This window comes from Halobacillus aidingensis, assembly GCF_900104185.1.
Lineage (GTDB): Bacteria > Bacillota > Bacilli > Bacillales > Halobacillaceae > Halobacillus > Halobacillus aidingensis.
The window spans coordinates 175,572-201,020 of record NZ_FNIZ01000006.1; the positions used below are offsets into that span (position 1 = coordinate 175,572).

Annotated in this window: 28 protein-coding genes; 2 read left to right on the top strand and 26 right to left on the bottom strand. The window is 44.6% G+C overall.

Going from position 1 to position 25,449, the window contains the following annotated elements; all coding sequences use genetic code 11:
• Positions 1–285: 285 nt before the first annotated feature.
• Positions 286–906 carry a hypothetical protein gene (locus BLS23_RS08105; protein ID WP_089652041.1) on the bottom strand — a complete coding sequence of 207 codons (621 nt, stop codon included), beginning with the start codon at positions 904–906 and terminating at the stop codon, positions 286–288.
• 209 nt (positions 907–1,115) lie between these two features.
• Between BLS23_RS08105 and BLS23_RS08110 the strand changes: the two genes are divergently transcribed.
• Positions 1,116–1,295 (top strand): YjfB family protein, encoded by a 180-nt coding sequence (locus tag BLS23_RS08110; RefSeq protein WP_089652042.1) that lies wholly within the window; start codon positions 1,116–1,118, stop codon positions 1,293–1,295.
• A gap of 241 nt (positions 1,296–1,536) precedes the next feature.
• Here the strand turns inward: BLS23_RS08110 and BLS23_RS08115 are convergent, their stop codons facing one another.
• Both BLS23_RS08115 and fabZ read right to left on the bottom strand, forming a co-directional pair.
• On the bottom strand, positions 1,537–1,842 hold the full coding sequence (locus BLS23_RS08115) for a hypothetical protein (RefSeq protein ID WP_089652043.1): 306 nt from the start codon (positions 1,840–1,842) through the stop codon (positions 1,537–1,539).
• A 912-nt stretch (positions 1,843–2,754) separates the two neighbouring features.
• The gene (gene fabZ / locus BLS23_RS08120) at positions 2,755–3,177 is read right to left on the bottom strand and encodes a 3-hydroxyacyl-ACP dehydratase FabZ (protein WP_089652044.1); all 423 of its coding nucleotides are present in this window, start codon (positions 3,175–3,177) and stop codon (positions 2,755–2,757) included.
• Positions 3,178–3,322: 145 nt separating this feature from the next.
• On the opposite strand from fabZ, the gene BLS23_RS21350 reads away from it, so the two are divergent.
• Positions 3,323–3,469, top strand: coding sequence for a lmo0937 family membrane protein (locus tag BLS23_RS21350; RefSeq protein ID WP_115823967.1), 147 nt, complete (start codon positions 3,323–3,325; stop codon positions 3,467–3,469).
• Between the two features lie 45 nt (positions 3,470–3,514).
• On the opposite strand, the gene BLS23_RS08125 is transcribed toward BLS23_RS21350, so the two are convergent.
• The 23 genes from BLS23_RS08125 to BLS23_RS08240 form a co-directional block, all read right to left on the bottom strand.
• Positions 3,515–4,609 (bottom strand): class I SAM-dependent methyltransferase, encoded by a 1,095-nt coding sequence (locus BLS23_RS08125; RefSeq protein WP_089652045.1) that lies wholly within the window; start codon positions 4,607–4,609, stop codon positions 3,515–3,517.
• Complete coding sequence (locus tag BLS23_RS08130; protein WP_089652046.1) at positions 4,606–5,937, bottom strand: FAD-dependent oxidoreductase; 1,332 nt, start codon at positions 5,935–5,937, stop codon at positions 4,606–4,608. Before BLS23_RS08130 ends, BLS23_RS08125 begins: the two co-directional genes overlap by 4 nt.
• A gap of 337 nt (positions 5,938–6,274) precedes the next feature.
• Positions 6,275–6,610, bottom strand: coding sequence for a DNA-directed RNA polymerase subunit beta (locus BLS23_RS08135; protein ID WP_089652047.1), 336 nt, complete (start codon positions 6,608–6,610; stop codon positions 6,275–6,277).
• Positions 6,611–6,631: 21 nt separating this feature from the next.
• On the bottom strand, positions 6,632–7,453 hold the full coding sequence (locus tag BLS23_RS08140; protein WP_089652048.1) for a flagellar hook-basal body protein: 822 nt from the start codon (positions 7,451–7,453) through the stop codon (positions 6,632–6,634).
• Positions 7,454–7,470: 17 nt separating this feature from the next.
• Complete coding sequence (locus tag BLS23_RS08145; RefSeq protein WP_089652049.1) at positions 7,471–8,295, bottom strand: flagellar hook-basal body protein; 825 nt, start codon at positions 8,293–8,295, stop codon at positions 7,471–7,473.
• Between the two features lie 31 nt (positions 8,296–8,326).
• Positions 8,327–9,325 (bottom strand): rod shape-determining protein, encoded by a 999-nt coding sequence (gene mreB, locus BLS23_RS08150; protein WP_089652050.1) that lies wholly within the window; start codon positions 9,323–9,325, stop codon positions 8,327–8,329.
• Between the two features lie 254 nt (positions 9,326–9,579).
• Positions 9,580–9,861 (bottom strand): sporulation transcriptional regulator SpoIIID, encoded by a 282-nt coding sequence (spoIIID, locus tag BLS23_RS08155; protein ID WP_089652051.1) that lies wholly within the window; start codon positions 9,859–9,861, stop codon positions 9,580–9,582.
• Positions 9,862–10,216: 355 nt separating this feature from the next.
• Entirely contained in the window at positions 10,217–11,113 is an 897-nt protein-coding gene (gene spoIIQ / locus BLS23_RS08160) for a stage II sporulation protein SpoIIQ (protein WP_244157125.1), read from the bottom strand.
• Positions 11,114–11,486: 373 nt separating this feature from the next.
• Entirely contained in the window at positions 11,487–12,512 is a 1,026-nt protein-coding gene (spoIID, locus tag BLS23_RS08165; RefSeq protein ID WP_089652052.1) for a stage II sporulation protein D, read from the bottom strand.
• Between the two features lie 127 nt (positions 12,513–12,639).
• Positions 12,640–13,950, bottom strand: a complete 1,311-nt coding sequence (gene murA, locus BLS23_RS08170; RefSeq protein ID WP_089652053.1) for a UDP-N-acetylglucosamine 1-carboxyvinyltransferase — start codon at positions 13,948–13,950, stop codon at positions 12,640–12,642.
• A 34-nt stretch (positions 13,951–13,984) separates the two neighbouring features.
• Complete coding sequence (locus BLS23_RS08175; RefSeq protein ID WP_167356045.1) at positions 13,985–14,692, bottom strand: YwmB family TATA-box binding protein; 708 nt, start codon at positions 14,690–14,692, stop codon at positions 13,985–13,987.
• A 102-nt stretch (positions 14,693–14,794) separates the two neighbouring features.
• A complete protein-coding gene (locus BLS23_RS08180; protein ID WP_089652055.1) occupies positions 14,795–15,028 on the bottom strand; it encodes a DUF1146 family protein in 234 nt (77 codons plus the stop codon).
• Between the two features lie 205 nt (positions 15,029–15,233).
• A complete protein-coding gene (locus BLS23_RS08190; protein WP_089652057.1) occupies positions 15,234–15,638 on the bottom strand; it encodes a F0F1 ATP synthase subunit epsilon in 405 nt (134 codons plus the stop codon).
• A 72-nt stretch (positions 15,639–15,710) separates the two neighbouring features.
• On the bottom strand, positions 15,711–17,120 hold the full coding sequence (gene atpD / locus BLS23_RS08195; protein ID WP_089652058.1) for a F0F1 ATP synthase subunit beta: 1,410 nt from the start codon (positions 17,118–17,120) through the stop codon (positions 15,711–15,713).
• 41 nt (positions 17,121–17,161) lie between these two features.
• The gene (locus BLS23_RS08200) at positions 17,162–18,025 is read right to left on the bottom strand and encodes a F0F1 ATP synthase subunit gamma (RefSeq protein WP_089652059.1); all 864 of its coding nucleotides are present in this window, start codon (positions 18,023–18,025) and stop codon (positions 17,162–17,164) included.
• A 33-nt stretch (positions 18,026–18,058) separates the two neighbouring features.
• On the bottom strand, positions 18,059–19,567 hold the full coding sequence (gene atpA / locus BLS23_RS08205; protein ID WP_089652060.1) for a F0F1 ATP synthase subunit alpha: 1,509 nt from the start codon (positions 19,565–19,567) through the stop codon (positions 18,059–18,061).
• A gap of 15 nt (positions 19,568–19,582) precedes the next feature.
• Complete coding sequence (locus tag BLS23_RS08210) at positions 19,583–20,131, bottom strand: F0F1 ATP synthase subunit delta (protein ID WP_089652061.1); 549 nt, start codon at positions 20,129–20,131, stop codon at positions 19,583–19,585.
• Complete coding sequence (atpF, locus tag BLS23_RS08215) at positions 20,128–20,649, bottom strand: F0F1 ATP synthase subunit B (protein WP_089652062.1); 522 nt, start codon at positions 20,647–20,649, stop codon at positions 20,128–20,130. Before atpF ends, BLS23_RS08210 begins: the two co-directional genes overlap by 4 nt.
• Before the next feature lie 232 nt (positions 20,650–20,881).
• Complete coding sequence (gene atpE, locus BLS23_RS08220; RefSeq protein WP_014644824.1) at positions 20,882–21,094, bottom strand: F0F1 ATP synthase subunit C; 213 nt, start codon at positions 21,092–21,094, stop codon at positions 20,882–20,884.
• 50 nt (positions 21,095–21,144) lie between these two features.
• On the bottom strand, positions 21,145–21,867 hold the full coding sequence (atpB, locus tag BLS23_RS08225; RefSeq protein WP_089652063.1) for a F0F1 ATP synthase subunit A: 723 nt from the start codon (positions 21,865–21,867) through the stop codon (positions 21,145–21,147).
• Positions 21,868–21,891: 24 nt separating this feature from the next.
• Positions 21,892–22,260, bottom strand: a complete 369-nt coding sequence (locus BLS23_RS08230; protein WP_089652064.1) for an ATP synthase subunit I — start codon at positions 22,258–22,260, stop codon at positions 21,892–21,894.
• A gap of 1 nt (position 22,261) precedes the next feature.
• On the bottom strand, positions 22,262–22,480 hold the full coding sequence (locus tag BLS23_RS08235; protein ID WP_089652065.1) for an AtpZ/AtpI family protein: 219 nt from the start codon (positions 22,478–22,480) through the stop codon (positions 22,262–22,264).
• Between the two features lie 292 nt (positions 22,481–22,772).
• Positions 22,773–24,932 carry a S8 family serine peptidase gene (locus BLS23_RS08240; RefSeq protein WP_089652066.1) on the bottom strand — a complete coding sequence of 720 codons (2,160 nt, stop codon included), beginning with the start codon at positions 24,930–24,932 and terminating at the stop codon, positions 22,773–22,775.
• Positions 24,933–25,449 lie beyond the last annotated feature (517 nt).

Consider the following 25,449-nt stretch of genomic DNA (forward strand, 5'->3'; position numbering starts at 1 on the left):
ATGTAGTCATAATTACGATTAATGTTACTAAATCGCGATTTGTAATGCAACTTGTAGTATTCCTACGAAAATGACAAAATTGTGACTAATTTTGGAAGTGATTCGTTTTCATACCTGGCCCCTCCATTGCTTTTTCCGGTACCAGGTACGGCAGGATAAAAAGCTGTACCTGGTACCGACCGACATGCACCTCGTACCGGTTATGAATAGTTAGTTATCAAATGAACGGCATAAAAAAGTGCACAAAAAAGCTGAACCTCTTGGATCAGGTTCAGCTTCTTCGTATTATTGCAGATTATTACCGAGCTGGGCGACGATCAAGTCCAACTTTTTGACCTTCGGGAGCTCATAGCCTGGAAAACGTTCATCAAAGTGGGCGAAAACAGGTTCTAGTGCTTCATCTTCCAGTAGTTCTTCATAAGTCCGGAATGTATGTTGATACTGTCCGATATAACGCTTCATCTTTTTATCAAAGCCTGATAAATGATACGTGGATGAGTAGTCGAAGGCTTTGACAATATCACTATCGTACGTTGGGAAACTCGGATTAATGGTATGCAGCATAGAAGCAGCTAATGGAAATTGCATCGTCGGGTTTCCTTTGTGATTTTTCACCTCATAAAGGCTTTTCGTAATGTGGACGATGTTCGGGCGTTCATATCCACGTTGTTCTTCCATCAGTTTGAAATAGTACGTTTCAAACTCCTTCGTCAGACTTGGATTGTCGAGGCGGAAGAAGTGCCGAAAGATGAATTGATAGAGCGTATCGTCCGGTACATAAGTATCTTGAAAGACGGTATGAAGATAGAGATACACATCCAATTTTTCCAGTGGAATCCGGTTCACCACTTTTTCATAGTCTTCCAAGATCAAATCTTTCAGGTCGCTTGCCGTTCTGTATTTCATCAATAATCACCTCTATTCGCTTATTCCACACATGAGAAACCTGAAAACTCCTGATTGTAAAGTTTTTATGAATATTTCTACTTCCATTCTACATAAGATTCTAACGTTTTCCAAAGGTTTTCAAAGATCCGGACTAAGATATAGTTCGTCCCCTCTCTCGCTTGAGTTTATGAAGAACCAACCGATGGTATAAGAAAAGGAGGGATAAGATGGACATCGCAGCAATATCAATGGCTATGAGTACAACAAGCCTGAAGCAACAATCCAGTCTAGCTTTGATGGATAAAGTAAAAGGGGATGCAGAAGAAAAGGGGAACCAAATGGTGGAAATGCTTAACCAATCCGCTCCTCACCCTGATCTCGGCAACCGGATTGATTTAAAGGGATAAAAAAGTTAGAGCTGGTAGGAAACTTTCCTACTGGCTCCTCTTTAAGAGGGTGATGTCAATAGGGAAAGGATTAGCGTTGAGCGGTTTCACTTTATTTATGGTAGGCATAGGGCTCTACCTCCTCCAACCATTAAGCATTGTGGATTTCTTCATCCCTGTTTTTACAATTGGAGGAATATGTATGGTTGCCATTGCCACCTTTCTGTCCATGAAAAAAAGCCGCTGAGAGGGCGGCTTTCTTTTATTCGTTATTATTTTCTTCGTCTGTTGTGGCACCATCATCTGTCATGCCGTCTTGGCCGTCTTCACCATTTCCGCCATTTTCGCCGTCAGTCATATCATCTTGTTCTTTTTCTTCTTCGTTCATGTCGCCTTCATCTTCCGTAGCGTCATCCATGTTGTCCTCTTCGTTGTTGTTTCCTTCTTCCATATTTTCTTCTTCTTCCATGTTGTTCTCTTCTTCTTGAGGCTCTTCTTCAGAAGCACAAGCTCCTAGTAGGGATACGGCAAAAAACGCGACCAAAAGTTTCATAAGTAATGCTTTCATCGATGTTTCCTCCTTTTAATGATTTCCCAAACTAGTATGTCCATATCCTGTAAGTTCATCCATATATACTAAAATTTTTTCATCTATCCCCTTATTCCAGTAACGCTCCCTTTTCTGGAAGACTCAGTTTGGTGATAACCGGGGTTCGTTTGCCGTATTTGGTGTCAGGGGTGGTTGGGAAGCCACTCGCTTTCCTGTGGGGGAGCGCCGAGCTTCCTCGGACTTCGTCCTGTGGGATCTCGTCTATCTCCTTCTCCCACGGGAGTCTCGCAGCTTCCCAACAACCCCATTCGATGCATGTGAGAAACGATCCCCTTTACCCACTGGGGCGGCTCCCACCCCACTTAGAAGTAGGTATAAAACGCTCTATACCAAGCTTTCACATTCGGATTCACACTGGGGAGAGTATTATATGATCCACTTCGCTTGAGCATACCAGCAGAGTTTCCGAGAAGTGGTTTCGAGACACTCCCATGCTAAAAGGGCGGAGGGGAATGGCGAGACTCCTACCTTAAGTGTGCAGGCGCCTCGATCAGCGGCGTATGGACTGGACTGAGCTGGAGGAGATAAAGGAAACACGAAGAACGGAGTGATTCGATGTTGACTTATCGTACAGAAGCGAGGGAAGTCTCACTAGCCGCTAGGCGCCGGAATCGGATATCTAAGAGGAAAAAAGTGCTTTGTGAGACCCCGCAGAGCGAAGCTCGAGGAGGCTCAAGAGAACGAGGAAGTTCGATTAAGTTCAGCACGTCCTGTGCCAACATCGAACGACCCCACCTCGTGTGGGGCCCGCGGAAAACGAGCCATTCCCCGAAGCCCCCATCCACTCAACAAAAGTATCGAAACTGAGTCTTCCACAATCCTGCCATATACTAAAAAAGAACGCAGCGGCGGCTGCATTCTTTTTCTTAGTTATTTCAAGGCAAACATGATTTCCGCTTCACATGCGACTTCTCCATCGACAGAGGCTGTTGCTTTTCCTTTTCCTACAGGACCTTTCAAACGGACGATTTCCACTTCCAATTTCAAACGGTCACCAGGCTTTACTTGGCGCTTGAAACGGCATTTGTCGATTCCTGTGAAAAAGGCCAGCTTCCCTTGGTTTTCTTCCTTTTTCAACATAGCGACCGCACCCATTTGGGCGAGGGCTTCTGTAATCAGGACTCCTGGCATGACAGGGTAATCAGGGAAGTGCCCCTGGAAAAACGGCTCGTTCATCGTTACATTCTTGTATCCGACCGCGCGCTCGCCTTCTACAATCTCTTCTACTTGGTCAATTAGTAGAAAGGGATAACGGTGTGGGATAATTTCTTTGATTTGTTGTATGTCCAGCATAATCTGACTCCTTTCCTATTCCATGCTTTCATTATAAAAGAAGCACAAGCCAGGGACAAAGTTTTTCTGAGGGTCCGTTTTAAATATGCACTTAAGGGAAAATATACTAGTAAGTTTACTTATTACAAAAAAGGAGGCCGCTGCGATGCTTTGGACGATTTTAATTATTATCCTCGTTCTATGGCTATTAGGCTTACTCGGGGGTATTGCAGGAAACTTGATTCATATTTTGCTTGTGGTAGCCCTCGTTGTACTCATTGTCCGTCTTGTGCAAGGCCGTGGGCGATTATAGTCAATGTAAATAAACCGCTATGGGCGCGTCCATAGCGGTTTTTATTTATGAGCTGCGTGTCAGTTCATTTGTAGAGGAAGTGCTTGTAGAAAGTGTTTGTTCACTACTTCCCGCCATCTGCGTATGTTTCATTTCCCTTACCGGACTCGTAGGGGTCAACCAAAACGTGTACCACGATCCCTCTTTAATAATTGGATCAAGGTCGAACAGTTCATATTTGCAGTTTTGAGAGATCTCTTTCAATTCTCCTTTGTTTGGCAAGGCAAAAAGGTTGGAGTGAGCGACAAAGAAGCTGTTAAATGCTGAAGAGAATGCTTCTCCATGTTCCGTTTCATTGATCGGTGTAATTACAGATATCAGCCCTTGGTTTTTCACGTAGGTGTGGAGATGGTTCAATAGATCCCTGCGGTCTGCCGGATGGATATAATGAAAGATGTTATGCAGTAAAACAACATCCACATTCTCACCTTCACGTGGTTTCCACTCATTAATATCCCCGACTTCGAAGCTGATGTTCGGATAACCTTCTGATAAGGTACGCGCTTTTTCAATGACCTTCTGATTGATATCTACCCCGATCATCTCCAGGTGTGGATATTCCATGGCGAGCTTCCTTAAATAACCTCCATGTCCGCAACCTAAATCAACGACAGAAGTCACTTGTTTATCTTTGATCATCCGCTTAATTTTCTTAATGGCAAAATGCTCAAGGAGAGCGGACGTTTCTGCTACCACTTCTCCATGGCGCTCATGATTGAATTCCGCCCGTTCATGGGATTTCATGATGTCTGGATAGTTCAACAATGTCGGCAGGTGTAGTTCCATCATTTCTTTCAGCAAGGCTTTGACTCCAGGTGATTGATCATCCCCCATCAAGCTTGCGCATTTCCTCTTTGATGTTCGATAGCGGTTGTTCGGGCGTTTCTTCATGTGCTTGACCGCCACTCCCACCTTAACCCAGGAGCTGAGCAGGTCATAAGGGTAGCCCGTTTTCTCACTGATCGCTTCAACCGTCCGTGCTGTTCTGAATTCATCAAAAAGACCGAGTTCTGATCCCACATAAGCGTGCCAGCTTGGTAAGAATGATTCGTTCTTTTTCATCCATTTCCTTGCCTGTATCGCTGTTACCCATTCATTCATGATATCCTTCCTTTCTCGTTTCTTTTCCAAGGATAATCTTCTGCTTCAGAAAAGAGATACTGACGCTGTTTTTGATCTGATACCCTTTTTTGTCTCGGTGGAAGCATACTGCCTTGGACGGCTCTGTCCACCAAAGTGAAATCCCATTTTCCCAGTCCTGATATGTTCAACATTTGTTTGACGTGGAGTTGGTCATCATCATAGATTCTCTGGACGGCTTTCATTCGGAACTTCCTCCACCATTCGTATTGGAACGAATACACAAGAGCGGATAAATGACTCAAGTTAAGTAAAAATTCTACACGGGGTCTGCGAATATCTTCATAATAATGAAGGTAATCCGAGTAGTTTTTCCCCTCTTCCTTACACCAAGCCAGAAGCTCACCTAAAACATCAGCATCCTGAATGGCAAGGTTCATCCCTTCTCCGGCCATGGGGTGAACGGTGTGCGCAGCGTCCCCTATGATCGCTAAATTACCGGAATAATAGCGATCGACATGATACGTAAACGGAATCATCAGTTGGACCGTTTTCCAATCTTTAATGGTCCGCACCCCTTCTGCAAGCTCAGGTTCAAGTTCACTGTAAGCTTGATAGAGGGACTCCAAACCTTTTTCCTGGATTCTTTTATACTCTCCCGCTTTGATTAAGAATACGGTCCGTACTTCATTATCAGGCAGAGGGAATAACCCTAGAAAACAACTGGATGTCGTAATGATCTTCCCTTTTGTGAATGATTCTGGCCGGGGAATAGTCACAGTCAGAAAATGGTGATTGTAGTCTTTTCTTTTAACGTGGACATTCATCGCATCACGCGTCGGTGAGCTCCGCCCCTCTGCCCCTATGTACACTTGAGCCTGGACGTAGAATGTCTCCTTCTTGCGCTTCACTTTTGCCATCCCTTTTTCAAACCCCATGAACCTTGCGCCGGGGAGGTAATGAAAAAATTCATCAAACTCCTTCCCCTTATTCCTGAGAATCTCTTTTGTTTTTTCATGCGGAACCATCAACGCGTGATCGTAAATGCTTGCCACACGGCTGTAACTCAACTCTGTCAGGTTGATCTCTTCAGGAGTACTGCCGCGGTTGCGATGAACTTCCTGAAAACGCAACTGGTCGATAACATGACCGTTCTCTTCCACTTCGTCCAATACGCCTAACCTTTCAAGAATAGCCAAAGTCTTCGGTTGCAAAAGTTCACCTTTATATACAGGAGATTCTCTTTTCAGCTGTTCCGCTATGACCACGTGAACACCACGGCTCGCCAGCTTCGCCGCAAGAGCAAGCCCTCCTACGCCACCGCCTGCAATGAATACATCTGTCTTCATGATTATGATCCCTCCCCGCTGCTTTGTTCTCTGTACGGATGTAATTCCCTAATCCATAGCTTGAAAACATTCGATGCTTCGCTTAACCGGTACGAGAAAAGAAATATTCGTACCTGGTACCATGCACAGATAGTCTGGTGACAGGTACGGCATTCTGCAAATAGGTACCGTGTACACCACTCCTCCTCTTCTGTACCTGGTACCGAGAAAGGAAAAACAGATGCCAGGCTTTGTGTTCAAATAATCACAAATGTAACCAAAAAGAACACGAGCCGTAACGACTCGTGTTCTGCATATTGAATAGGCTTATATCATAGAATGAAGTACAAGCTAAAGATTATTCTGTTTTCGTAACGATATCCCAAATGTGGCGCCATGTATCCATTTCAAGCGCGTCTGTCGGGTTCCCATCACCAATAACTCCATATCCGACCATCAATCCAATCAGTAAGGCAGCCGCACTGAAAAGAAGGACAAGAATGATACGCAGCCATATCGGCAGGACTCGCCGCCGTCCTTTTTTCGGAGCTTTCTCTTTTGCTCCCGATTCCTGCTTTTTGGACGATGCTTTCGCAGGCTTCTGCTTCGTGGCTTCATCTAAAGCTTGACGCTTTTTTTCTCTTTCCTGCTCTTTATTTAGCTTTTTGCCTTTTGATTTAGGATCTGTTGCCATGGTCCGTCAAACTCCTTACGTTTATGATCTCAGTTGACTCACAAGCCCCATCATTTGATCACCTGTGGATATGGATTTGGCGTTGAATTGATAGGCACGCTGAGCCATCAGCATTTCTGTCATTTGCTTCGCGACATCCACATTCGATGTTTCAAGCGTCTGGGACTGCATTTTTACATCTCCAGAAAGCACATCTCCCATAATTCCATCCTCCTCTACATTGTCAGGAATACGGAAACGATTCGCCCCTACCGATTCTAACATACGAGGTCGGACAGCTTCACTAACATCCAACGTACCTTCCACCACTTGGTTCTGGTCTCTTGTGACGAGAATTCTTCCATTTGGATCGATATTGATGGCTTGAAAGTTGTCTTCAAGTATAATAATTTCACCGTCCGCTCCCATTACAGGGTGACCATTCGCATCTGTCAGCAGCAATTGACCGTCATCGACCGGGTTCAAATAGAAGTTTCCTGCACGTGTATAGTGAACTTCTTCCCCTTGTGCCGTTGTGACTCGAAGGCCGAACATATGGCGGTCTTCCAATAAAGCCACATCCAGCTCCCTGCTCGTATTTTTCAAGCTCCCTTGAGTCAGGTCTAGGTTTGTGTGACCAAGCTTTGCTCCTGAACCAATCCGGATGCCTTCCGGTGTCAGCCGGCCGACCTCTGCATCAGAATGAGACTGGTTGTCGATTTGTTGATACAATAATGAAGAAAAATCGGCGTTGCGGCTTTTGTATCCTGTCGTTTCACTGTTGGACAAGTTGTTTCCGACAAGGTCCAGCTTCTTCTGCAGTTGTCCCATCGTCACAGCCGATTGGATCATTGAACGATTCATGAAAGATGCCACACTCCTTACCTAATTCTTCCGATTTCCGTCACTGCTTTTTGCATGCTTTGATCATAAGCTTTTAAGACACGCTGGTTCATTTCGAATGAACGGTATGTATTCATCATTTCTGTCATCGTCCTGTTTGGATCGACATTTGAACGCTCCAGATGGTGTTGAAGGATCGAGTAACCCACTCCCTCTTCCGCTCCAGGGTTTACAATGATATCCCCCTCTTCAGAAAGACGAAATAGATCGTTTGCTTCTTTGACCATTTGAGAAGCATCCGGTGTATAAGACAGCCCGAGTGTGAATGCCTGTCCATCCACCGTAAGCTCTCCAGTTTGTGAAACATTAAACTCCATGCCACCCGTATCGATCGGATCTCCGTTTCCATCCAAAACATAATACCCGAGATTTGTCGTCAAGAAACCTTCGCCATCTACGGTAAAGTTCCCGTTACGCGTGTACCGTTCTTCCCCATCCTCATTCTGGACACGAAAGAAAAGAGAACCGGATTCATCAGGTACTGCATTTTGTACAAGGGCAAGGTCTGTCCCCACCCCAGTTTCTTTCACGTCTCCTTGAACAAAAGAAGGAATCGCTTCCTGCATATACACACCTGTGTTAAGGGATCCTACATGGCCGCCATCAGGTATTTTGAATCCATTCTTCGTCGGGATCGTCTTGCTTCCCATCCGCTCTATCAATAGCTCTGGAAAAGCACGCATCGTTCCCTGGTCTGCTTTGTACCCTGGTGTGTACGCGTTCGCCATATTATTCGACAACGTTTCCTGCATCCTCTGGTTGGCCATCATACCTGCTGCTGCTGTGTAAAATCCCCTTAACAAGGTGTCTTCACTCCTTCCGTCCCATCTTAATCTATAGCTTCGTTGAAATACGCTTATCGATATTTTCAAGCATGATGCCTGTACCTGTAGCGACACAATCCATCGGAGATTCTGCTACAAGAACAGGAACCTTCAACTCTTCGGCGAGCAGTTGGTCAATCCCATGTAAAAGAGCCCCGCCGCCCGTCATGATGACTCCACGGTCAATAATATCCGCGGACAATTCAGGTGGTGTACGTTCCAGCACTTGTTTCGCTGCTTGAACGATGACCTGTACAGACTCACGTAAAGATCTTTCAATTTCTTCAGAGTTGACGGAGATCGTACGTGGTAATCCGGACACCATGTCTCGACCGCGAATTTCGATTTCCTCGTTTCTTGACCCAGGGAAAACCGTCGCCACGCTGATCTTAATGTCTTCAGCTGTCCGCTCTCCGATCAACAATTTATACTCTTTTTTAATGTATTGTAGAATCTCATGATCAAACTTATCACCGGCCATTTTAATTGAGGAAGCCGTGACAATATCGCCCATGGACAAAACAGCGACATCCGTTGTGCCACCTCCGATATCGACAACCATGTTCCCGCTTGGTTGGAAGATATCCATACCGGCACCAATCGCTGCTACCTTAGGCTCTTCTTCTAAATATACTTTTTTACCACCGGATTTCTCAGCCGCTTCTTTGATCGCTTTTTGCTCCACTTTCGTAATGTTCGTAGGGCAACAGATCAACATGCGCGGTTTAGATAAGAATCCTCTCACGTTCGTTTTTTGGATAAAGTGCTTCAGCATCGCCTCAGTAACGTCAAAATCTGCAATGACACCGTCCTTCAACGGTCGGATGGCTTCAATGTTGCCTGGCGTACGTCCGACCATCCGGCGGGCTTCTTCACCTACCTCGAGCACTTTCCCAGTGTTACGGTCCATGGCAACCACGGACGGTTCGTTCAATACAATTCCTTTGCCTTTCACGTGGATGAGTACGTTCGCTGTACCCAGGTCAATTCCTATATCTCTAGCAAACATGTTCTGTAGATCCTCCCTATTGTAAAAAACATAATCCAAGTAACGTACAGGACCCTCGTAATCCGTTACGTTACACCGGCAATGGAGATCAATCTCCCTCAACTTATATTTCCCTATTGTTTCAGTTCTATTTTCGATTTAAATCATGCACATCTAGTTCTTTATTCTATCACAAAATTACGACATCCGTCTCTTGAGATATGAAAAAAGTTACCAAATATCGAGGAAATGTGACAAAGGGAGGAAATCAGAGTTCATGCTAGAGGTTGAACAGGTTGATCATCCACAAATTGGGCTTTGTACTTTCTCTTGGTCGCTTCTCCACCTCTGAGGTGGCGTATTTCTTTATGGTGATCGAGGATCTTCTTCACTTCCTTGGCAAGTTCGGGATTCACTTCCGGAAGTCTTTCAGTCAAGTCTTTATGGACCGTACTTTTTGAAACACCAAACTCTTTGGCAATCACTCTCACCGTTTTTTTCGTTTCGATAATGTGCTCTCCAATCTTGATGGTCCTCTCTTTGATGTAATCATGCACTCCACTCGCCTCCTGTGATTGACTATCCAAGGGGGTGGGATTCTTAGGAAAGCGTTTCAATTGTGTTGTGTGGGTGTATTCTGGAAGTTAACTCATGCTGGATCACCCTGGATGTTACCGAGTGCTCGGTTATCCTCATTGTATTAATAAAAGTTCTAAGATATGCCAGATGATGCATGGGCTGGTGTGATTTCTTGTAATTTTATGCTTGATACACATCATTGAAAATCATTTCTTCATCTTATGTAACACATAAGGCTTCATACATGCTTAAACGCATTGCCCTGACAAACAGATACCAGCTTCACCGTAATCATTCAAACAAATAAAAAAATGAGGGCAGAACCCTCATTTTTTAAGTCTGTGTGGTAGAGATGGAAGAGGCACTATCTTCATCTGGTGCTTGCTCTTCATCTTCAGAACCAGCTGGATCTTCATCCGTATTTAATTCTTCTTCCGTAGACTGCTCTGCATCGTCAGAAGATTGCTCTGTACCTTCAGAAGGCTCTTCGCCATCTTCTTGTGGCTCTTCTGCTGGAGGATCTTCTTCTTCCTGAACTTCTTGTCCAGCATTCTCAATAATGTTACTCATTGGCTGACCGAAAAACTCTTCAGGGTTGACAGGCTGTCCATCACTGCGTACTTCAAAGTGTACGTGAACACCACTTGCTTGACCAAAGGAGTTCTTACCTGCTGAACCAAGTACATCGCCTTGTGCTACATCAGATCCTGCTAATACATCGACATCTTCTAAACTAGCATACACAGTTGAAATGTTTTCATCATGTGTGATTTCAATAACATTGCCGTATAGCGGATCTTCTTTAACTTCAGTGACTGTTCCTGACAAAGCTGCGGTAACTTCGAAAGCTTCTCCATCTTCTCTAGTAATGTCTACGCCTTCGCTTTGGTAATACTTATTGTTGTATAGGACCAGTGCACTTTCTTGATCTTGCTCGGAAGCGTCGTAATCATAGAATTTAGTGACAATGGATGCTGCCTTTTCATCAGCAACAGGCATTTCCAAGTTTTCCTGATGTTCCATTACTGGTACAGTATCTTTCTCGTTATCCGCCGTCAAAAATTCGTCCTGGACTTTGGAATCTGGTTGCTCTGCGATTTGGTCTTCCAAATCACTAGCTCCTTGTTGATACCAGAACACTCCGACAAGTACTAATGCAGCCACTGACAAATACAATGCTGGATACAACCACTTCTTGCGCATCAAGCGTTTGAACTTTAATTTAGTCACGCTTTTCTTACCTTCCTCTTTCATGTTCATCACCTCAAAAACCATTCTGAACACTTCTATGGGATTATATACATCCAAAGGAAAAATTTATTAAATCCTAGACTTCGTTTTCCACAATAACTCCCGATTGTTAAGGACTCAGTTTCGAGACTTTTGTTGAGTGGATGGGGGCTGCGGGGAATGGCTCGCTTTCCGCGAGAATGGATTGGCTGGCGAAACCCCGCAGGAAAGCGAGTAGCTTCCCATCCACCCTTGATGCCCAACACGGCAACGAACCCCGAAACATCTTGAATTCGAGTCTTACACATTCCTGACATATTGTTTAAGATGATACATTTTAAACAAAGAAAAAAGAGCTGCTTAGGGCAGCTCTTTAGTTTACGGTGTCTTCTTTTTCAATGGTTAACGAAGCTGTTTGTGTGCTTAGTGGGGCGATTTCTGTGTCTTGATAATAGTGATGAATGATTTCTTTGTAATCCTTACCTGATTTCGCCATGCCATTGGCCCCGTACTGACTCATTCCTACACCATGACCGTAACCTTTCGTTGTGAAGATGACATGTTCCCCTTTTTGCTTGATGCTGAAGTCACTGGAGGGCAACCCGATTTTTTCACGGATTTCTCTTCCGGAAAACGTATGATCCCCAAAATGGACTTCATCTACTCGGTTTCCTTCTGTCTTCGTCATCGTTGTCTGTTGGATTCCTGATCCTATGCTTACACCTAAGGTCTGTTCAAGTTCAGCAACGGTAATGATTTTTTGATCGACGAACTTCGGTGATTCCTGATCCCATGGACTTTCTACGCTTTGAAGGTATGGAATGTCATGCTCCCAATAATCTCCTGCGTTTTCTGTAAAGCCGTTGCTCGTTGAAAAGAACGCTGCCGTGATGGGCTGTTGATCGTACGTAATGATTTCACCTTTTGTCGCGTTGACAGCTTCTGTGATTTTTTTCATATTCTCTTCATAATTGTCTTTCCATTGACTTCGGAGTTGATCTTCATCTTTATAAACTTGGTGGCTGACCGTATCCGTAACGTCTGCTTCTGATGAAACTTTTTCACCCTGGACCAAGTGGCGGGTAATATAAGTCCTTGCGGCGAGGGCCTGGGCTTTCAATGCTTCCATTTCAAAGTTTACGGGCATTTCAGAAGCAACGACTCGAGCAACATAACTTTCTAAAGGCACTTCTTCGATCTCTTTTGTGGTGCTACGCAATACTTTGACAGCAAATGGAGAGTCCTCCACGCTCGCTACTTTTTCTGTTTGCGGGGTTTCCTTCACTTCTTCCGTACCCCCGGAATTCGTAAATGGGACGACGATCATCGTTGGTAGGATAAGTATTGTTGCAAATAAACCACATACAGCAAGTATTCCAATTCCATTGTTTTTTTTCATCCGCATCCTCCTGGTTACAAAGTAAATCCCTCTACTAAAAATGTATCCAGAAATAGAAGATGATAGAACTAAAAAAGCTTACCTATTTCAAAAATATTGAAACAGGCAAGCTATAAAGATGTATATATTATAATGTCGATACTGATTCGCTTGGTTCGTGGTCTTCTGAATAAACTTCTTCTTCTCTAACACGCTCAATATCAGCGCCGAGTGTAGCTAATTTCTCAGCAAAATCCACATATCCGCGATCCAGGTGCTTAAGCTCCGTTACCCTTGTGTATCCATCGGCAACTAAACCAGCTAGGATCAAGGCTGCTCCGGCTCTCAAGTCGGTTGCGGCGACTTCTGCACCTTGTAAGGATGATGGTCCTTCAATGATGACACTGCGACCCTCGATTTTCAAATTCGCGTTCATACGACGGAATTCTTCCACATGCATGAAGCGATTTTCAAAGACGGTTTCTGTAATGACGCTCGTGCCTGCTGCATTCAGCATGAGAGCCATCATTTGAGATTGCATGTCTGTCGGGAAGCCAGGGTGTGGCATCGTTTTAATGTCTGTTGCTTGTAGAATATCTGGTCCGATCACACGTAAACCACTTTCTTCTTCTTGAATGATAACGCCCATTTCTTCCATTTTGGAAACAAGGGGACGTAAATGTTCGTGCATCGCACCTTGTACGAGAACATTCCCGCCAGTAATCGCTGCAGCTACCATGAATGTACCTGCTTCAATACGGTCTGGAATGATGGTATGAGTCGTACCCACAAGCTTCTCAACACCTTCGATGCGAATGGTTTCTGTTCCTGCACCGACAATGTTTGCGCCCATTTTATTCAAATAGTTTGCCAGGTCGACAATTTCCGGTTCTTTTGCACAATTCTCAAGAATCGTCTTTCCATCTGCAAGAGCTGCAGCCATCATGACGTTTTCTGTCGCACCAACACTTGGGACATCGAAGTATATTTTAGCACCTTTTAAACGGCCCTTAACTTCAGCTTCAACATAGCCGTTCCCAACGGTTACTTCAGCTCCCATTGCCTCAAAGCCTTTCAAGTGCTGATCAATCGGACGTGAACCAATGGCACATCCTCCTGGCATAGCAACCTTAGCATGGCCATACCGGGCCAAAAGTGGTCCCAATACAAGAACAGAGGCGCGCATTTTTCTTACATATTCTATTGGTGCTTCTGTTTCCAATTCACTAGAAGCATCTACCGTGACTGTATTCCCCACCATATTTACATCTGCATTCATATGTCGGATCACTTCATTGATCGTATATACATCAGCTAAAGCGGGTACTTCGTGCAGTACGCTTTTTCCTTCACTTGCAATAATACTTGCTGCGATGACAGGCAGTACGGCATTCTTGGCACCTTCTGCTTTAACGGTACCATTCAGCTGCCTCCCACCACGGACGATGATTTTTTCCAAGGTTCATTCTCCTCCGCGTCCATATTCACTATTATTAATATTCAGCAGTTATTATGGGTGTGCCAATCGTGATGTTTGTCTCCCCGCCCAAAGTTCGGGTTGCGAATTGAACGTTCATCATTCGATCCCCAGCATCAATGGCCTGATCCCACTTTTTGGTGTATCCGGTCCTGCTCGTCCAACCGTTTTCGTCGATTTCATCTATTGTTGTTATGTCGAAAGCTTGTTTGAATTTTTTATACACTAAAACATCATCAATAATACCACTAAACTTGGCCTTAATACAAGAGAATTTAGTGACATTTTTTGAGAAAAATCGACGAGATATTTCATTCATGTTTGTTTGATTAATGCTTGTTAATGAAGGTGTTCCCTGTCCTTCAGTGGTATAAACCACTTCCACATCGCTCCACGCATTTTTTGGAACAATCATGCTAAACCTTTCGATGATTTGTTCGTTTTTATGACTGTTTTTGACGGTGTACTTCACGGCATTCACTGTAATCTCTTCCGTAACGACAGGATCAGACCAAAAATTCATGAGATCCTTTTTCAATTGGTCCGCCTTTTTTCTAGACACCTTTTCTTTCAGCGTTATCGTCCAGCCACTCACTTCAAGCTGCTTATCCGCAGCAAATGACGAAAACTCCATGAGGGTTTCTTGAGCTCCTGTCATTTCCTGTGGATAAGCACCTGTTCCTATAATAAATAGAGCAATGATTCCAGCCAAAACACTTTTCATTTTGAATGCCTCCCCAAGCATTTTCTTACTATAAGTGTGACCTGAGAAGAGGACATTCATACGAAACATTTCCTAACAACTTTAGACATTTGCCTATCGTCATTAAAATAAATAAATAAGGCTGTTTGACCACTTAATAAAATCAAGAAAGAAATTGCTGACTGTTGTACCCAGAGCGATGGTTACTAAAATGAGCAAGGCTCTTGCTTCAAAGACCTTGTTTTTCCTGAAGAATGCATCAAAATTAATCGACTGCAATACCCTCCAGGTAATGATAATGAATATCAAATGTGAGGTCATGCTAAGAATCGCTTCTTCCGCGAAGTATTGTTCCATAGGTGTTGCTCCTTCCCTGGTGTATGTCGAGATTCCTCATTTCTTCATCAACTAATCAAGATAAACTGACAAAAGAGGAAATATCCCACTCCATTTCCCGGGTAATAATAGACATTTTACATCTTTTTGACGGGACTATCCAAATTTCGCTAGCGAAAAAAGCTGGTAGTTTTCACAAAAAAACTGCTCTCATAAAGAAAGCAGTTTAAAAGTTGTTCTCATAAACATTCAAGCGATTCAAGGCACGCTTGAGTGCCATTTCAGCCCGTTGGAAATCAATGTCGGCTTGTTTGTCCTGAAGGCGACGTTCGGCACGTTCTTTGGCCATACGGGCACGATCGATATCAATATCCGCTGGTTTTTCAGCAGATTGAGCAAGAATCGTGACTTTATCTGGACGAACTTCCAAGAAACCGCCACTTACCGCGATACGATCTGATTTGCCTTCCCCTTTAAGACGAACAGCGCTGATCGTCAAAGGCGCGACCATCGGAATGTGACCTGGAAGAATTCCAAGTTCACCGCTTTCCGCCTTACAGCTGACCATTTCAAATGCATCTTCCAACACCGGGCCATCAGGAGTGACTACACTCACCGTCAGTGTGCTCATTCGTATTCCTCCTTGGCTGATCATGAAGAGGAAGAGGAACTTTATTCAAGCCCCTCTATCCACCAGACCTGTTTATTGCATTTGTTTTGATTTTTCAACGACTTCTTCGATTCGTCCAACAAGACGGAACGCATCTTCCGGAATATCGTCGTATTTGCCGTCAAGGATTTCCTTGAAGCCTTTAACCGTTTCTGAAACAGGCACATAAGAACCAGGTTGGCCAGTGAACTGTTCAGCAACGTGGAAGTTCTGAGAAAGGAAGAACTGAACGCGACGTGCACGGGAAACCGTCAATTTATCCTCATCAGAAAGCTCATCCATACCTAGAATCGCAATGATATCCTGAAGCTCTTTATAGCGCTGAAGCGTACGCTGAACCTCGCGGGCAATTTCATAGTGCTCATCGCCGACGATTTCAGGGTCTAGAGCGCGAGAAGTGGAAGCAAGTGGGTCCACGGCTGGGTAGATCCCTTGTTCAGACAGCTTACGCTCAAGGTTTGTCGTTGCATCCAGGTGGGCGAAGGTTGTCGCAGGCGCTGGGTCCGTGTAGTCATCGGCAGGGACATAAATCGCCTGGATGGAAGTAACGGATCCTTTGTCTGTCGATGTGATTCGCTCCTGAAGCTGACCCATCTCTGTAGCAAGCGTCGGCTGATAACCAACGGCTGACGGCATACGTCCAAGTAGGGCAGACACTTCAAGACCACCTTGGGTGAAACGGAAAATGTTATCGATAAAGAATAGAACGTCTTGTCCTTCTTCATCACGGAAGTACTCGGCCATCGTTAGTCCAGATAGGGCCACACGCATACGTGCTCCAGGTGGCTCGTTCATCTGTCCGAATACCATGGCTGTCTTCTTGATAACTCCAGAGTCAGTCATTTCATAGTATAGGTCGTTTCCTTCACGTGTACGTTCACCAACACCTGCGAATACGGAAATACCACCGTGCTCCTGTGCGATGTTGTTGATCAATTCCTGGATCAGTACGGTTTTACCTACACCGGCACCACCGAACAAACCGATCTTACCACCTTTTACATAAGGGGCTAGAAGGTCTACAACTTTGATTCCTGTTTCAAGAATTTCAGTTTCTGTAGCCAGGTTTTCAAATTTAGGAGCTTCACGGTGAATTGGGTCACGGCGGACATCACCGAGTGGCTCATCAAGGTCGATCGTGTCGCCTTCTACGTTAAATACGCGTCCAAGAGTTACTTCCCCTACAGGTACAGAAATCGGCTTACCTGTATCCGTAACTGTGGTACCACGCATGACACCATCCGTAGATGACATGGCAACGGTACGAACGGTATTGTCACCCAAGTGAAGGGCAACTTCCAATGTAAGATCGACGCTCTTTTCGTTTTCGTTTTTCGCTTCGTAACTTACGTGCAATGCGTTATTAAGATCAGGGAGATGTCCATCATCGAACGTTACGTCAACAACGGGTCCCATGATTTGGGTCACGCGTCCATTACTCATCGATTTCCCTCCTAACTTACTGTTCAAAAATCCGAGAGATCCTATTCGAGGGCAGCTGCACCGCCGACAATTTCGGTAATCTCCTGGGTAATAGCAGCTTGACGGGCACGGTTATAAGAAAGAGTAAGATCTCCGATCAAATCATCAGCATTATCTGTCGCACTCTTCATTGCCGTCATACGTGCTGCATGCTCACTGGCCTTACTGTCGAGTAAAGCGCCATAAATCAAGCTCTCAGCGTATTGAGGAAGCAAGACTTCCAAAATCTCTTCTTGGTTCGGCTCATACTCATACGAACTTTGGCTCGCTTTGCCCTCTTTATTCAAGTCTGTCAGAGGAAGAATTTTCTTCTCAGTCACTTCTTGAGTGATGGCACTGACATAATGGTTGTAATAGATATATAACTGATCTATTCGCTCATCTGTGTACAGCTGTACAGTATCTGAAGCAATATCTTTAATATCAGAGAAATCTGGTTGATCAGATATTCCCGTGATATCCATATCGACAGGCATGTTCCGTTTACGGAAAAAGTCACGCCCGATACGTCCGATTGTAATCAGGGTGTATTCATCCGCTGACGTATGCTTGCTTCTGATTTGCTGGTACACCTTACGAAGAATGCTGCTGTTGAATGCTCCAGCAAGTCCACGGTCAGAAGTGATGACGAGATACCCTGTCTTTTTGACATCACGGGCTTCAAGCATCGGGTGACTCGCATCTCCGCCACCTTGGGCGATGCTTGCCACAACTTCCTGGATTTTCTCACTATAAGGAACAAACTTTTTCGCATTCTGCTCGGCACGGTTCAGCTTGGAGGCAGATACCATCTCCATCGCTTTCGTGATTTGCTTCGTCTTTTTCGTTGACGTAATCCGACCTTTAATATCTCTAAGGGATGCCACGCTGTTTCACCACCCTTTCTAGCTATGATTCATTTATTCAGAAACGACAAACGTTTTCTTGAATTCTTTCACAGCACCACTCATATCTTCGTCTTCTGCAAGCTTGCCTGTCTCACGGATTTGAGCCAGAAGCTCTTTACGGTTGTTGTCCAACCAGTTATGGAATTCAGATTCGAAGCGAGTGATATCTCCGACTGGAATTTCATCTAAGAACCCTTTTGTCAGCGCATAAATGATCATGACTTGTTTTTCAACGGCTAGTGGTTGGTGAAGACCTTGTTTCAAGACTTCAACCGTACGAGCACCACGGTTCAATTTGGCCTGAGTGGATTTATCCAAATCAGAACCGAACTGAGCGAATGCTTCCAATTCACGATAGGAAGCCAAGTCAAGCCTTAGCGTACCGGCAACCTTCTTCATCGCTTTGATTTGTGCGGAACCACCAACACGAGATACAGAAAGACCTGCGTTGATCGCTGGACGTACACCGGAGAAGAATAAATCAGACTGCAAGAATATCTGACCATCAGTAATGGAAATTACGTTTGTCGGAATGTATGCAGAGATATCTCCAGCTTGTGTTTCTACGAAAGGAAGTGCAGTCAGGGAACCGCCACCTTTCGCATCACTTAGCTTCGCTGCACGCTCTAGCAAACGAGAGTGTAGGTAGAATACGTCTCCCGGGAAGGCTTCACGGCCTGGAGGACGACGTAGGAGTAGAGAAAGTTCACGGTAGGCAGCCGCCTGTTTGGAAAGATCATCATACACGACCAATACGTGCTTGCCGTTGTACATGAAGTCTTCACCCATGGTTACACCAGCATATGGTGCAAGGTATAGTAATGGGGCAGGTTGAGAAGCACTTGCCGTTACTACGATCGTGTAGTCAAGCGCACCATGGCGACGTAGAGTTTCTACTGTCCCACGAACGGTTGATTCTTTTTGACCGATCGCTACATAAATACAAACCATATCCTGGTCATGCTGGTTCAGGATGGCATCAATTGCGACAGATGTTTTACCTGTCTGACGGTCCCCGATGATCAATTCACGTTGTCCACGTCCAATTGGTACAAGAGCATCGATAGCTTTAATACCTGTTTGAAGTGGCTCATCAACGGATTTACGATCCATAACCCCTGGTGCCGGAGATTCGATTGGGCGTGTTTTTGTCGTTTCAATCGGTCCGCGTCCATCGACCGGTTGTCCGAGTGGGTTTACGACACGACCAAGCATTTCTTCCCCGACGGGTACTTGCATGATGCGTCCTGTACGACGTACTTCGTCGCCTTCTTTAATATCTGTATATGGTCCTAGAATGACAAGACCAACGTTACTTTCTTCCAAGTTTTGTGCCAATCCCATGACACCATTAGAGAATTCAACAAGCTCACCAGCCATGACATTATCAAGACCATGAGCACGGGCAATACCGTCACCAACTTCGATTACGGTTCCCACATCATTGACTTCTATATCTGATTCATAGTTTTCAATTTGCTGCTTAATCAGCGCACTGATTTCTTCAGCTTTGATGCTCATGCCATTTCACCCCTATCATCTATTGTTCGCAGAAACTAACTTGCGCTCTATGCGGCGAAGTTTTCCACTGACAGAACCATCAAATATGCGATTACCGACTCTCAGGCGAAGACCGCCGAGGATGGAAGGGTCTACGATATTCGTAAGGTTCAAGGATTGTTTACCTACTTTCGGTGCAAATGTTTCTGAAATGCGCTGTTTTTCAGCTTCAGAAAGTTCCCTTACAGAGTAAACATCCGCATCTGCAATACCTTTTGCATCGTTCATCATTTCGATATAAAATCCGATCATATCAACAATGATTTCCTCACGGTGCCTTTCTACCAACAGCTTTAAAGTATTAACGATTTCAGCAGAAAAAGACTGAAAAGAATCGCTAACAAACTTCTTCTTTTGTTCCATGGAGAACCGTGGGTGGTTCAGGAATGAGATGATTTCCTTATTGCCGCGAAAAACATCACGTAAAGTTACCAATTCGGATTCAAATTGTTCTAGTTTCGCCTTTTCTTTTCCAAGTTGAAAAAGTGCGTCTGCATAGCGTTTAGCAATGATAGATTGACTCATCGCTCTTCGCCTGCCTCATCGATATATTGGTTGATCAGCGCCTCTTGATCCTTTTGTGAAAGTTCTTTCTCAATGACTTTCGATGCAATCATGACAGACATGGTTGCCACTTGATCTTTAAGGGCCTGGACAGCTTTTTCTTTCTCCTGCTCGATTTCTTGACGAGCAGATTCCTTGATGCGTTCAGCTTCAGCACGTGCTGACTCAAGAATATCTCTTTCTTGCTGGCCTGCTGTTTTACGAGCATCCTCAATGATATTCTGTGCATCCTGGCGTGTCGCTTTCAACTCTTCAGAAGCTTCACGCTGCATGCGCTGCGCTTCTTCACGACTTTTTTCGGCCGTGTTGATTTCATTTGCTACGTAATCTTCACGTTCTTTCATCATGTTCATCAATGGTCCCCATGCGAACTTACCTAAAAGAGCAAGTAAACCAAGGAAGAAAACAAGCTGAATGATCATGTCACCTATATTAAGCCCTCCAGCTCCGAGGACCAGACTCTCTGTGAATCCTTGCACAGTTTTCACTCCTCTCCACACCATCTCGTAACAGGTTTACACTTCATTAATTCCGCAGCCCTTTCATTGGTGCTAGGGCTAGACAAGCGAAAAACCCGGCTTCCGCTGTAAATACAGCTTCCGTCGAAGTTTTCTTACCGTGACTTTCGGGTATAAAGTTTTCGTAAGGTATAAAGGAAAGGCGAAGATCGATGGAGTTGAACTTCGCCATAAGCGTATATGCTCGTCCTAATTATTGTCCCATTACGATGAATGCAATAACAACGCCGATGATAGGAATCGCCTCTACTAGGGCAACACCGATGAACATTGTTGTTTGAAGTGCACTGCGCAATTCTGGTTGACGCGCAATCCCTTCTACTGTACGACTAACAATCAAACCGTTACCAATACCAGCACCTAGTGCCGCTAAACCTACTGCAATTGCAGCTGCTAAAAGACCCATAATGAAAATCCTCCTCAATATTTTTAAAAAAATTAATATAATGCTTTATATTAATGGTCTTCGCTCACCTTGTGAGACAAGTAAACCATCGTTAACATAACGAAAATAAACGCCTGGATGAAACCAATGAAAGTACTAAAGCCCATCCATGCAATCATCGGAACGGTCGCTCCGATAAATCCTCCTACGCCAGTCGCTGCAAGTCCAACGAGCAAGCTTAATAGGATTTCACCTGCGTAAATGTTCCCGTAAAGACGCAGACCAAGAGTCAACGTATTTGAGAACTCTTCAATAATCTTGAATGGTAGCAAAAATGGCAATGGACGTACAAATCCTTTTGCATATTCTCTACCGCCCCTCAGTTTCACTCCATAATAATGGGACAAAACGACGACTAGTGTCGCGAGTGTCAAAGTGATCCCCGGATCAGCTGTCGGTGATTTCCACCATAGTGTGTGTCCAACAACACCGTTGGTGACAACCCCGAGCATGTTCGCTACGAAAATGTAGGCGAATAATGTCAGTCCCAGCGGTAAAAAGAGCCTACCTGTTCTCCAATCCATGTTGGAACCGATAATTCCTTTGATGAAATCGATCAGCCATTCCATGAAATTTTGAAAACCTGTCGGATATCGCTGCATGTTTCTTGTCGCCGCTACGCCGAGGATGAATACGATCAATGACGCGACAAACATCATCAAAACGTTTGATAAGTTGAAATCCAACCAAGAGATTCCAAACGCATCCTCCCACATCGGTGCTTCGTGATTCAAACTGTTCACCTACCTTCCATCATGCTAAACTGTTGATTTATTGAACAGATAATCTATTAAAATGACAATATAGGCTGCCATTAAGCCCAAAACTACTGAAATCAAATGGAAATATTCTTCAAACTGAAGGGCGATGACTACGGCTAATGCACCGGAAGCCAGTCGCGTAAACGTACCAATTCCTCTTACGGAGCGGTTATCTGCGGAAGCTTCGCCGAGCTTGCGGATCTTTCTTTGCATGAGCCAGAGGTTGTAGAAGCTCAATGCACTTCCTAACAGAAGTCCGAGGAAAATCGGTTGCCAAGGGGTGATGCCCCAACCAAGTACAAATATAGCCAGAAGGTAGAACATCCATTTTCGCTGACGGGTCATCATCTGTTGATATCCTTGCATGTCAATCGTCTCCCGTGTACGTCCGTACTAAATGAATGGTCCCATATGTACCTGCCCCTAACCCGAGGAGTAATCCTATGATTAAGAAAATGGGTTCCGTGGAATAGTGACCATCGATCCATTTCCCGAGGAAAACGCCGGCTAAAGGGCCGCCTGCGAGTTGGGATGTGATCATGCTGGTTAAAGCCATTGCTTTGAAGGGTGGTTCGGTCTGTTTCATCCGCTCTTCCTCCACAATTTTCTAGTGGCTGAAAACCTTGTATGTCACCTATGAAAACCTTATCATTCCACACTATGTAAGAATACAATAGGGGTGGTTTGATGTCAATGAGTTTGTGAGTAAAAGTACAAATGAAAGACAAAATTCGATCACATTTTCGTCACATTTACGTCGAATTTACACACCATTCAAATATATGGAACACAATACAAATATTATCTATTCCAACTCTCGTTCTACACACCATTTTTTCCCTCATTTAAAAACGCTGCGCTTCTATGCGCAGCGTTTTTTACCGGCTTCCTTCTATATAAATAGGAAATGGATAGATCGACTCTTTTTTATCTTTGCCAATGGTTATGATGGCAAGATAACTTCCCTCTAAGTTCAGGTCATCAATATTCACTTCACCTTCAATCAGTCCGGGTTGCAAATCTTTTACATCCAATAGAGTACCCGCCGTTAACATCGTACCTGCCCGGTATAAATCAACTCTCAATTCATCTACATCTTCAGCTAAGTGAAAACGATAAGCCGCCACCCGATCGTTTTGCCAGGACGTCTCCAGTTCAAACCCTGATACAATCTCATAACTCGATGTTTCTTTTACATACACATAGGGGACGGTGTACACTTTTTCTTTCTCTTGGATTTTAAGAAAACCTTCATGAACCCCATCTTCTAAAAAAGCGGCAGATACACGGAGTTCAACAGACAGTTCCTCCGTTTGTCCAGGATCTATTTTTGCCGACATTGGCATCGCCCAAGAAACTCCACTTTCCATTACCGGCTTTTCAATTGAAATGGTAACAGGTTCGTCTTTTAAGTTCTTTATCGTTAAAGGCAATTGTTTACGGTAAATACGATCTTCGATTTTTCCGAAAGAGAGTGAGCTTTGCTCGATGAGCAGTTCAGGTTTCAGAGCTTCGTTAAGATCGACATAACCAGCCCCTTGTTCTGTAGGTGGAAAAGACTGTTTTCCTGTCAGGATTAAATCCGCTGTACTTGTCAGCGCCTGTTTGACTTCTGCAGGTTTCCAATCCGGATGGGCCTCTTTAATTAACGCCGCCATCCCCGCCACATGAGGGGCAGCCATACTTGTCCCTTGCAACGATTGATAACCTCCTGGAACTGTACTGTATATATCGACCCCAGGTGCCAGAATATCCGGTTTGATTTCCCAATTCGTTGTGACTGGCCCTCTCGAGCTGAAGGGAGCAACCTGATCACCTAAAGAAACATTTATTGTTTCAACCCATTGATTTTGTTGTATGACTTTTTCCTTCAACCAGTTTCCGGCTTCGTTCGATAGAGAGGCTACAGGAATGGGCAGTTTCACTCCATCTAATCCTCCTTGAAAATTGCCTTCTTCATTATTGAAGATCAGTACAGCGACCGCACCTTTTTGGTAGGCCTTTAAAGCTTTATGGCTAAAAGGAATGCCACCTCTTTCAAACAAGACAATCTTTCCACGCGCATCACCATACTCTGCTTCCCCCGTCCCTGCATAGGTGACCGGATATTTTTTCGTTAATTCCCAAGGAACGGATCCAGACATCGTTTGAATCAAAACCTTTTCCCTTTCACCCGGGACCTTCAGAACAGGGGACTTCATAGATAAAGCAGAAGCCCCTACCGTGATCGCGTCTGAAGAAGTAGCGGGAGAACCAATCGTCCAACCATCCGGCCCAGAATTGCCTGCGGCTACAACAACAACTGTTCCTAACTCTATGGCTTTATTAACAGCGTGGGTCGTTGGCCAGTCTGGACCATTCACGTCATTTCCTAAAGAAAGGTTGATGACATCCATCCCATCCTTGACAGCTTCTTCTATCGCTGCAATGACTTGTACAGACGACCCTACCCCTCCAGGCCCTAACGCGCGGTATGCATAAAGATCAGCATCTGGTGCAATTCCTTTCATTTTTCCATTCGCCCCTACAACACCGGCGACGTGCGTGCCATGAATCGTCGCCCCCTCCTCCTCGGTTTCCATAGGATCATCGTCAAAATCAACCGTGTCATAGCCACCTTTGAAATTCTCTTTTAGATCTGGGTGGTTGTAGTCGATCCCCGTATCTATGATACCAACCTTCACACCTTCCCCTGTTTGCGGATGGCGCATTTGATTTCTGATGGATTCAGTAGAAAAAGACACACCTTCTTCCACCTCTAGTGCTTCGTATGTGTGGACAGGATACTGATTTTTCACAGCTTCCATCCTCGCCACTTTTTCCAACTCTTCTGCTGTCCCTCTAATCGCTACTCCATAAAAAATCGTATCGTAACTCGTCACCACTTCAAGCCGCGGAAGCCTTCGTTCTACTTCCTTTAAGAAACTCTCGGGTGATTCGTCTAATTCGACAATGATGGTCACTTCATCGTTCGGTTCAGGAGCACTGAATCCGGTCAATATAAATAGGCATGTAAAAAAGATAACCCCATATCGCATAAGCTTGTGCTCCTTTTTCCATAGCATTTGTCATAGCTACACGTTTATGCGAAAGCTTTAAAGGATCTTAAATAAAATGGCAGTATTGTGTAAGACTCAGTTTCGAGATGTTTGTGTGTGCGTTTAGGGGCTCCGGGAAACAGTTCGCTTTCCATGGGGCGGGCGGTGAGCCTCCCTCAGTAAACGGATTCGTTCTCAAAAATCCTTGGTTTTTCTCTGGTATTCTTCTTCTTTGAATATTGAAACATAGGTCATTCATTCAAATATATCCCATTTTTTAATGAATATGGAATACGTATAGGCGCTTAAACAGACTGGAGAGGTTAAGTTCCAGTAAATGGGTTTTATAATCGCACCTTGGATCTCCACAATTAAACATGGTGGTGGACCCTCCCATATCTCTCGGCGTCTGTGCGCGCAAATTCCTTCGTTCGACCTGACCATGTGTGGATGCCGGAAAAGCTCCTCGGGTGGGTCTGTGCCCTAATGCTCGGAATGTGACCAGCTTATCCGTGCT

Excerpts from the sequence above, each read along its gene's own strand:
- BLS23_RS08105 (WP_089652041.1), bottom strand. The coding sequence starts at position 906 with ATGAAATACAGAACGGCAAGCGACCTGAAAGATTTGATCTTGGAAGAC.
- BLS23_RS08110 (WP_089652042.1), top strand. The coding sequence starts at position 1,116 with ATGGACATCGCAGCAATATCAATGGCTATGAGTACAACAAGCCTGAAG.
- BLS23_RS08115 (WP_089652043.1), bottom strand. The coding sequence starts at position 1,842 with ATGAAAGCATTACTTATGAAACTTTTGGTCGCGTTTTTTGCCGTATCC.
- fabZ (WP_089652044.1), bottom strand. The coding sequence starts at position 3,177 with ATGCTGGACATACAACAAATCAAAGAAATTATCCCACACCGTTATCCC.
- BLS23_RS21350 (WP_115823967.1), top strand. The coding sequence starts at position 3,323 with ATGCTTTGGACGATTTTAATTATTATCCTCGTTCTATGGCTATTAGGC.
- BLS23_RS08125 (WP_089652045.1), bottom strand. The coding sequence starts at position 4,609 with ATGAATGAATGGGTAACAGCGATACAGGCAAGGAAATGGATGAAAAAG.
- BLS23_RS08130 (WP_089652046.1), bottom strand. The coding sequence starts at position 5,937 with ATGAAGACAGATGTATTCATTGCAGGCGGTGGCGTAGGAGGGCTTGCT.
- BLS23_RS08135 (WP_089652047.1), bottom strand. The coding sequence starts at position 6,610 with ATGGCAACAGATCCTAAATCAAAAGGCAAAAAGCTAAATAAAGAGCAG.
- BLS23_RS08140 (WP_089652048.1), bottom strand. The coding sequence starts at position 7,453 with ATGAATCGTTCAATGATCCAATCGGCTGTGACGATGGGACAACTGCAG.
- mreB (WP_089652050.1), bottom strand. The coding sequence starts at position 9,325 with ATGTTTGCTAGAGATATAGGAATTGACCTGGGTACAGCGAACGTACTC.
- spoIID (WP_089652052.1), bottom strand. The coding sequence starts at position 12,512 with ATGAAAAAAAACAATGGAATTGGAATACTTGCTGTATGTGGTTTATTT.
- BLS23_RS08175 (WP_167356045.1), bottom strand. The coding sequence starts at position 14,692 with ATGAAAAGTGTTTTGGCTGGAATCATTGCTCTATTTATTATAGGAACA.
- BLS23_RS08180 (WP_089652055.1), bottom strand. The coding sequence starts at position 15,028 with ATGGAACAATACTTCGCGGAAGAAGCGATTCTTAGCATGACCTCACAT.
- BLS23_RS08190 (WP_089652057.1), bottom strand. The coding sequence starts at position 15,638 with ATGAGCACACTGACGGTGAGTGTAGTCACTCCTGATGGCCCGGTGTTG.
- atpD (WP_089652058.1), bottom strand. The coding sequence starts at position 17,120 with ATGAGTAATGGACGCGTGACCCAAATCATGGGACCCGTTGTTGACGTA.
- atpA (WP_089652060.1), bottom strand. The coding sequence starts at position 19,567 with ATGAGCATCAAAGCTGAAGAAATCAGTGCGCTGATTAAGCAGCAAATT.
- BLS23_RS08210 (WP_089652061.1), bottom strand. The coding sequence starts at position 20,131 with ATGAGTCAATCTATCATTGCTAAACGCTATGCAGACGCACTTTTTCAA.
- atpE (WP_014644824.1), bottom strand. The coding sequence starts at position 21,094 with ATGGGTCTTTTAGCAGCTGCAATTGCAGTAGGTTTAGCGGCACTAGGT.
- BLS23_RS08230 (WP_089652064.1), bottom strand. The coding sequence starts at position 22,260 with ATGCAAGGATATCAACAGATGATGACCCGTCAGCGAAAATGGATGTTC.
- BLS23_RS08235 (WP_089652065.1), bottom strand. The coding sequence starts at position 22,480 with ATGAAACAGACCGAACCACCCTTCAAAGCAATGGCTTTAACCAGCATG.
- BLS23_RS08240 (WP_089652066.1), bottom strand. The coding sequence starts at position 24,932 with ATGCGATATGGGGTTATCTTTTTTACATGCCTATTTATATTGACCGGA.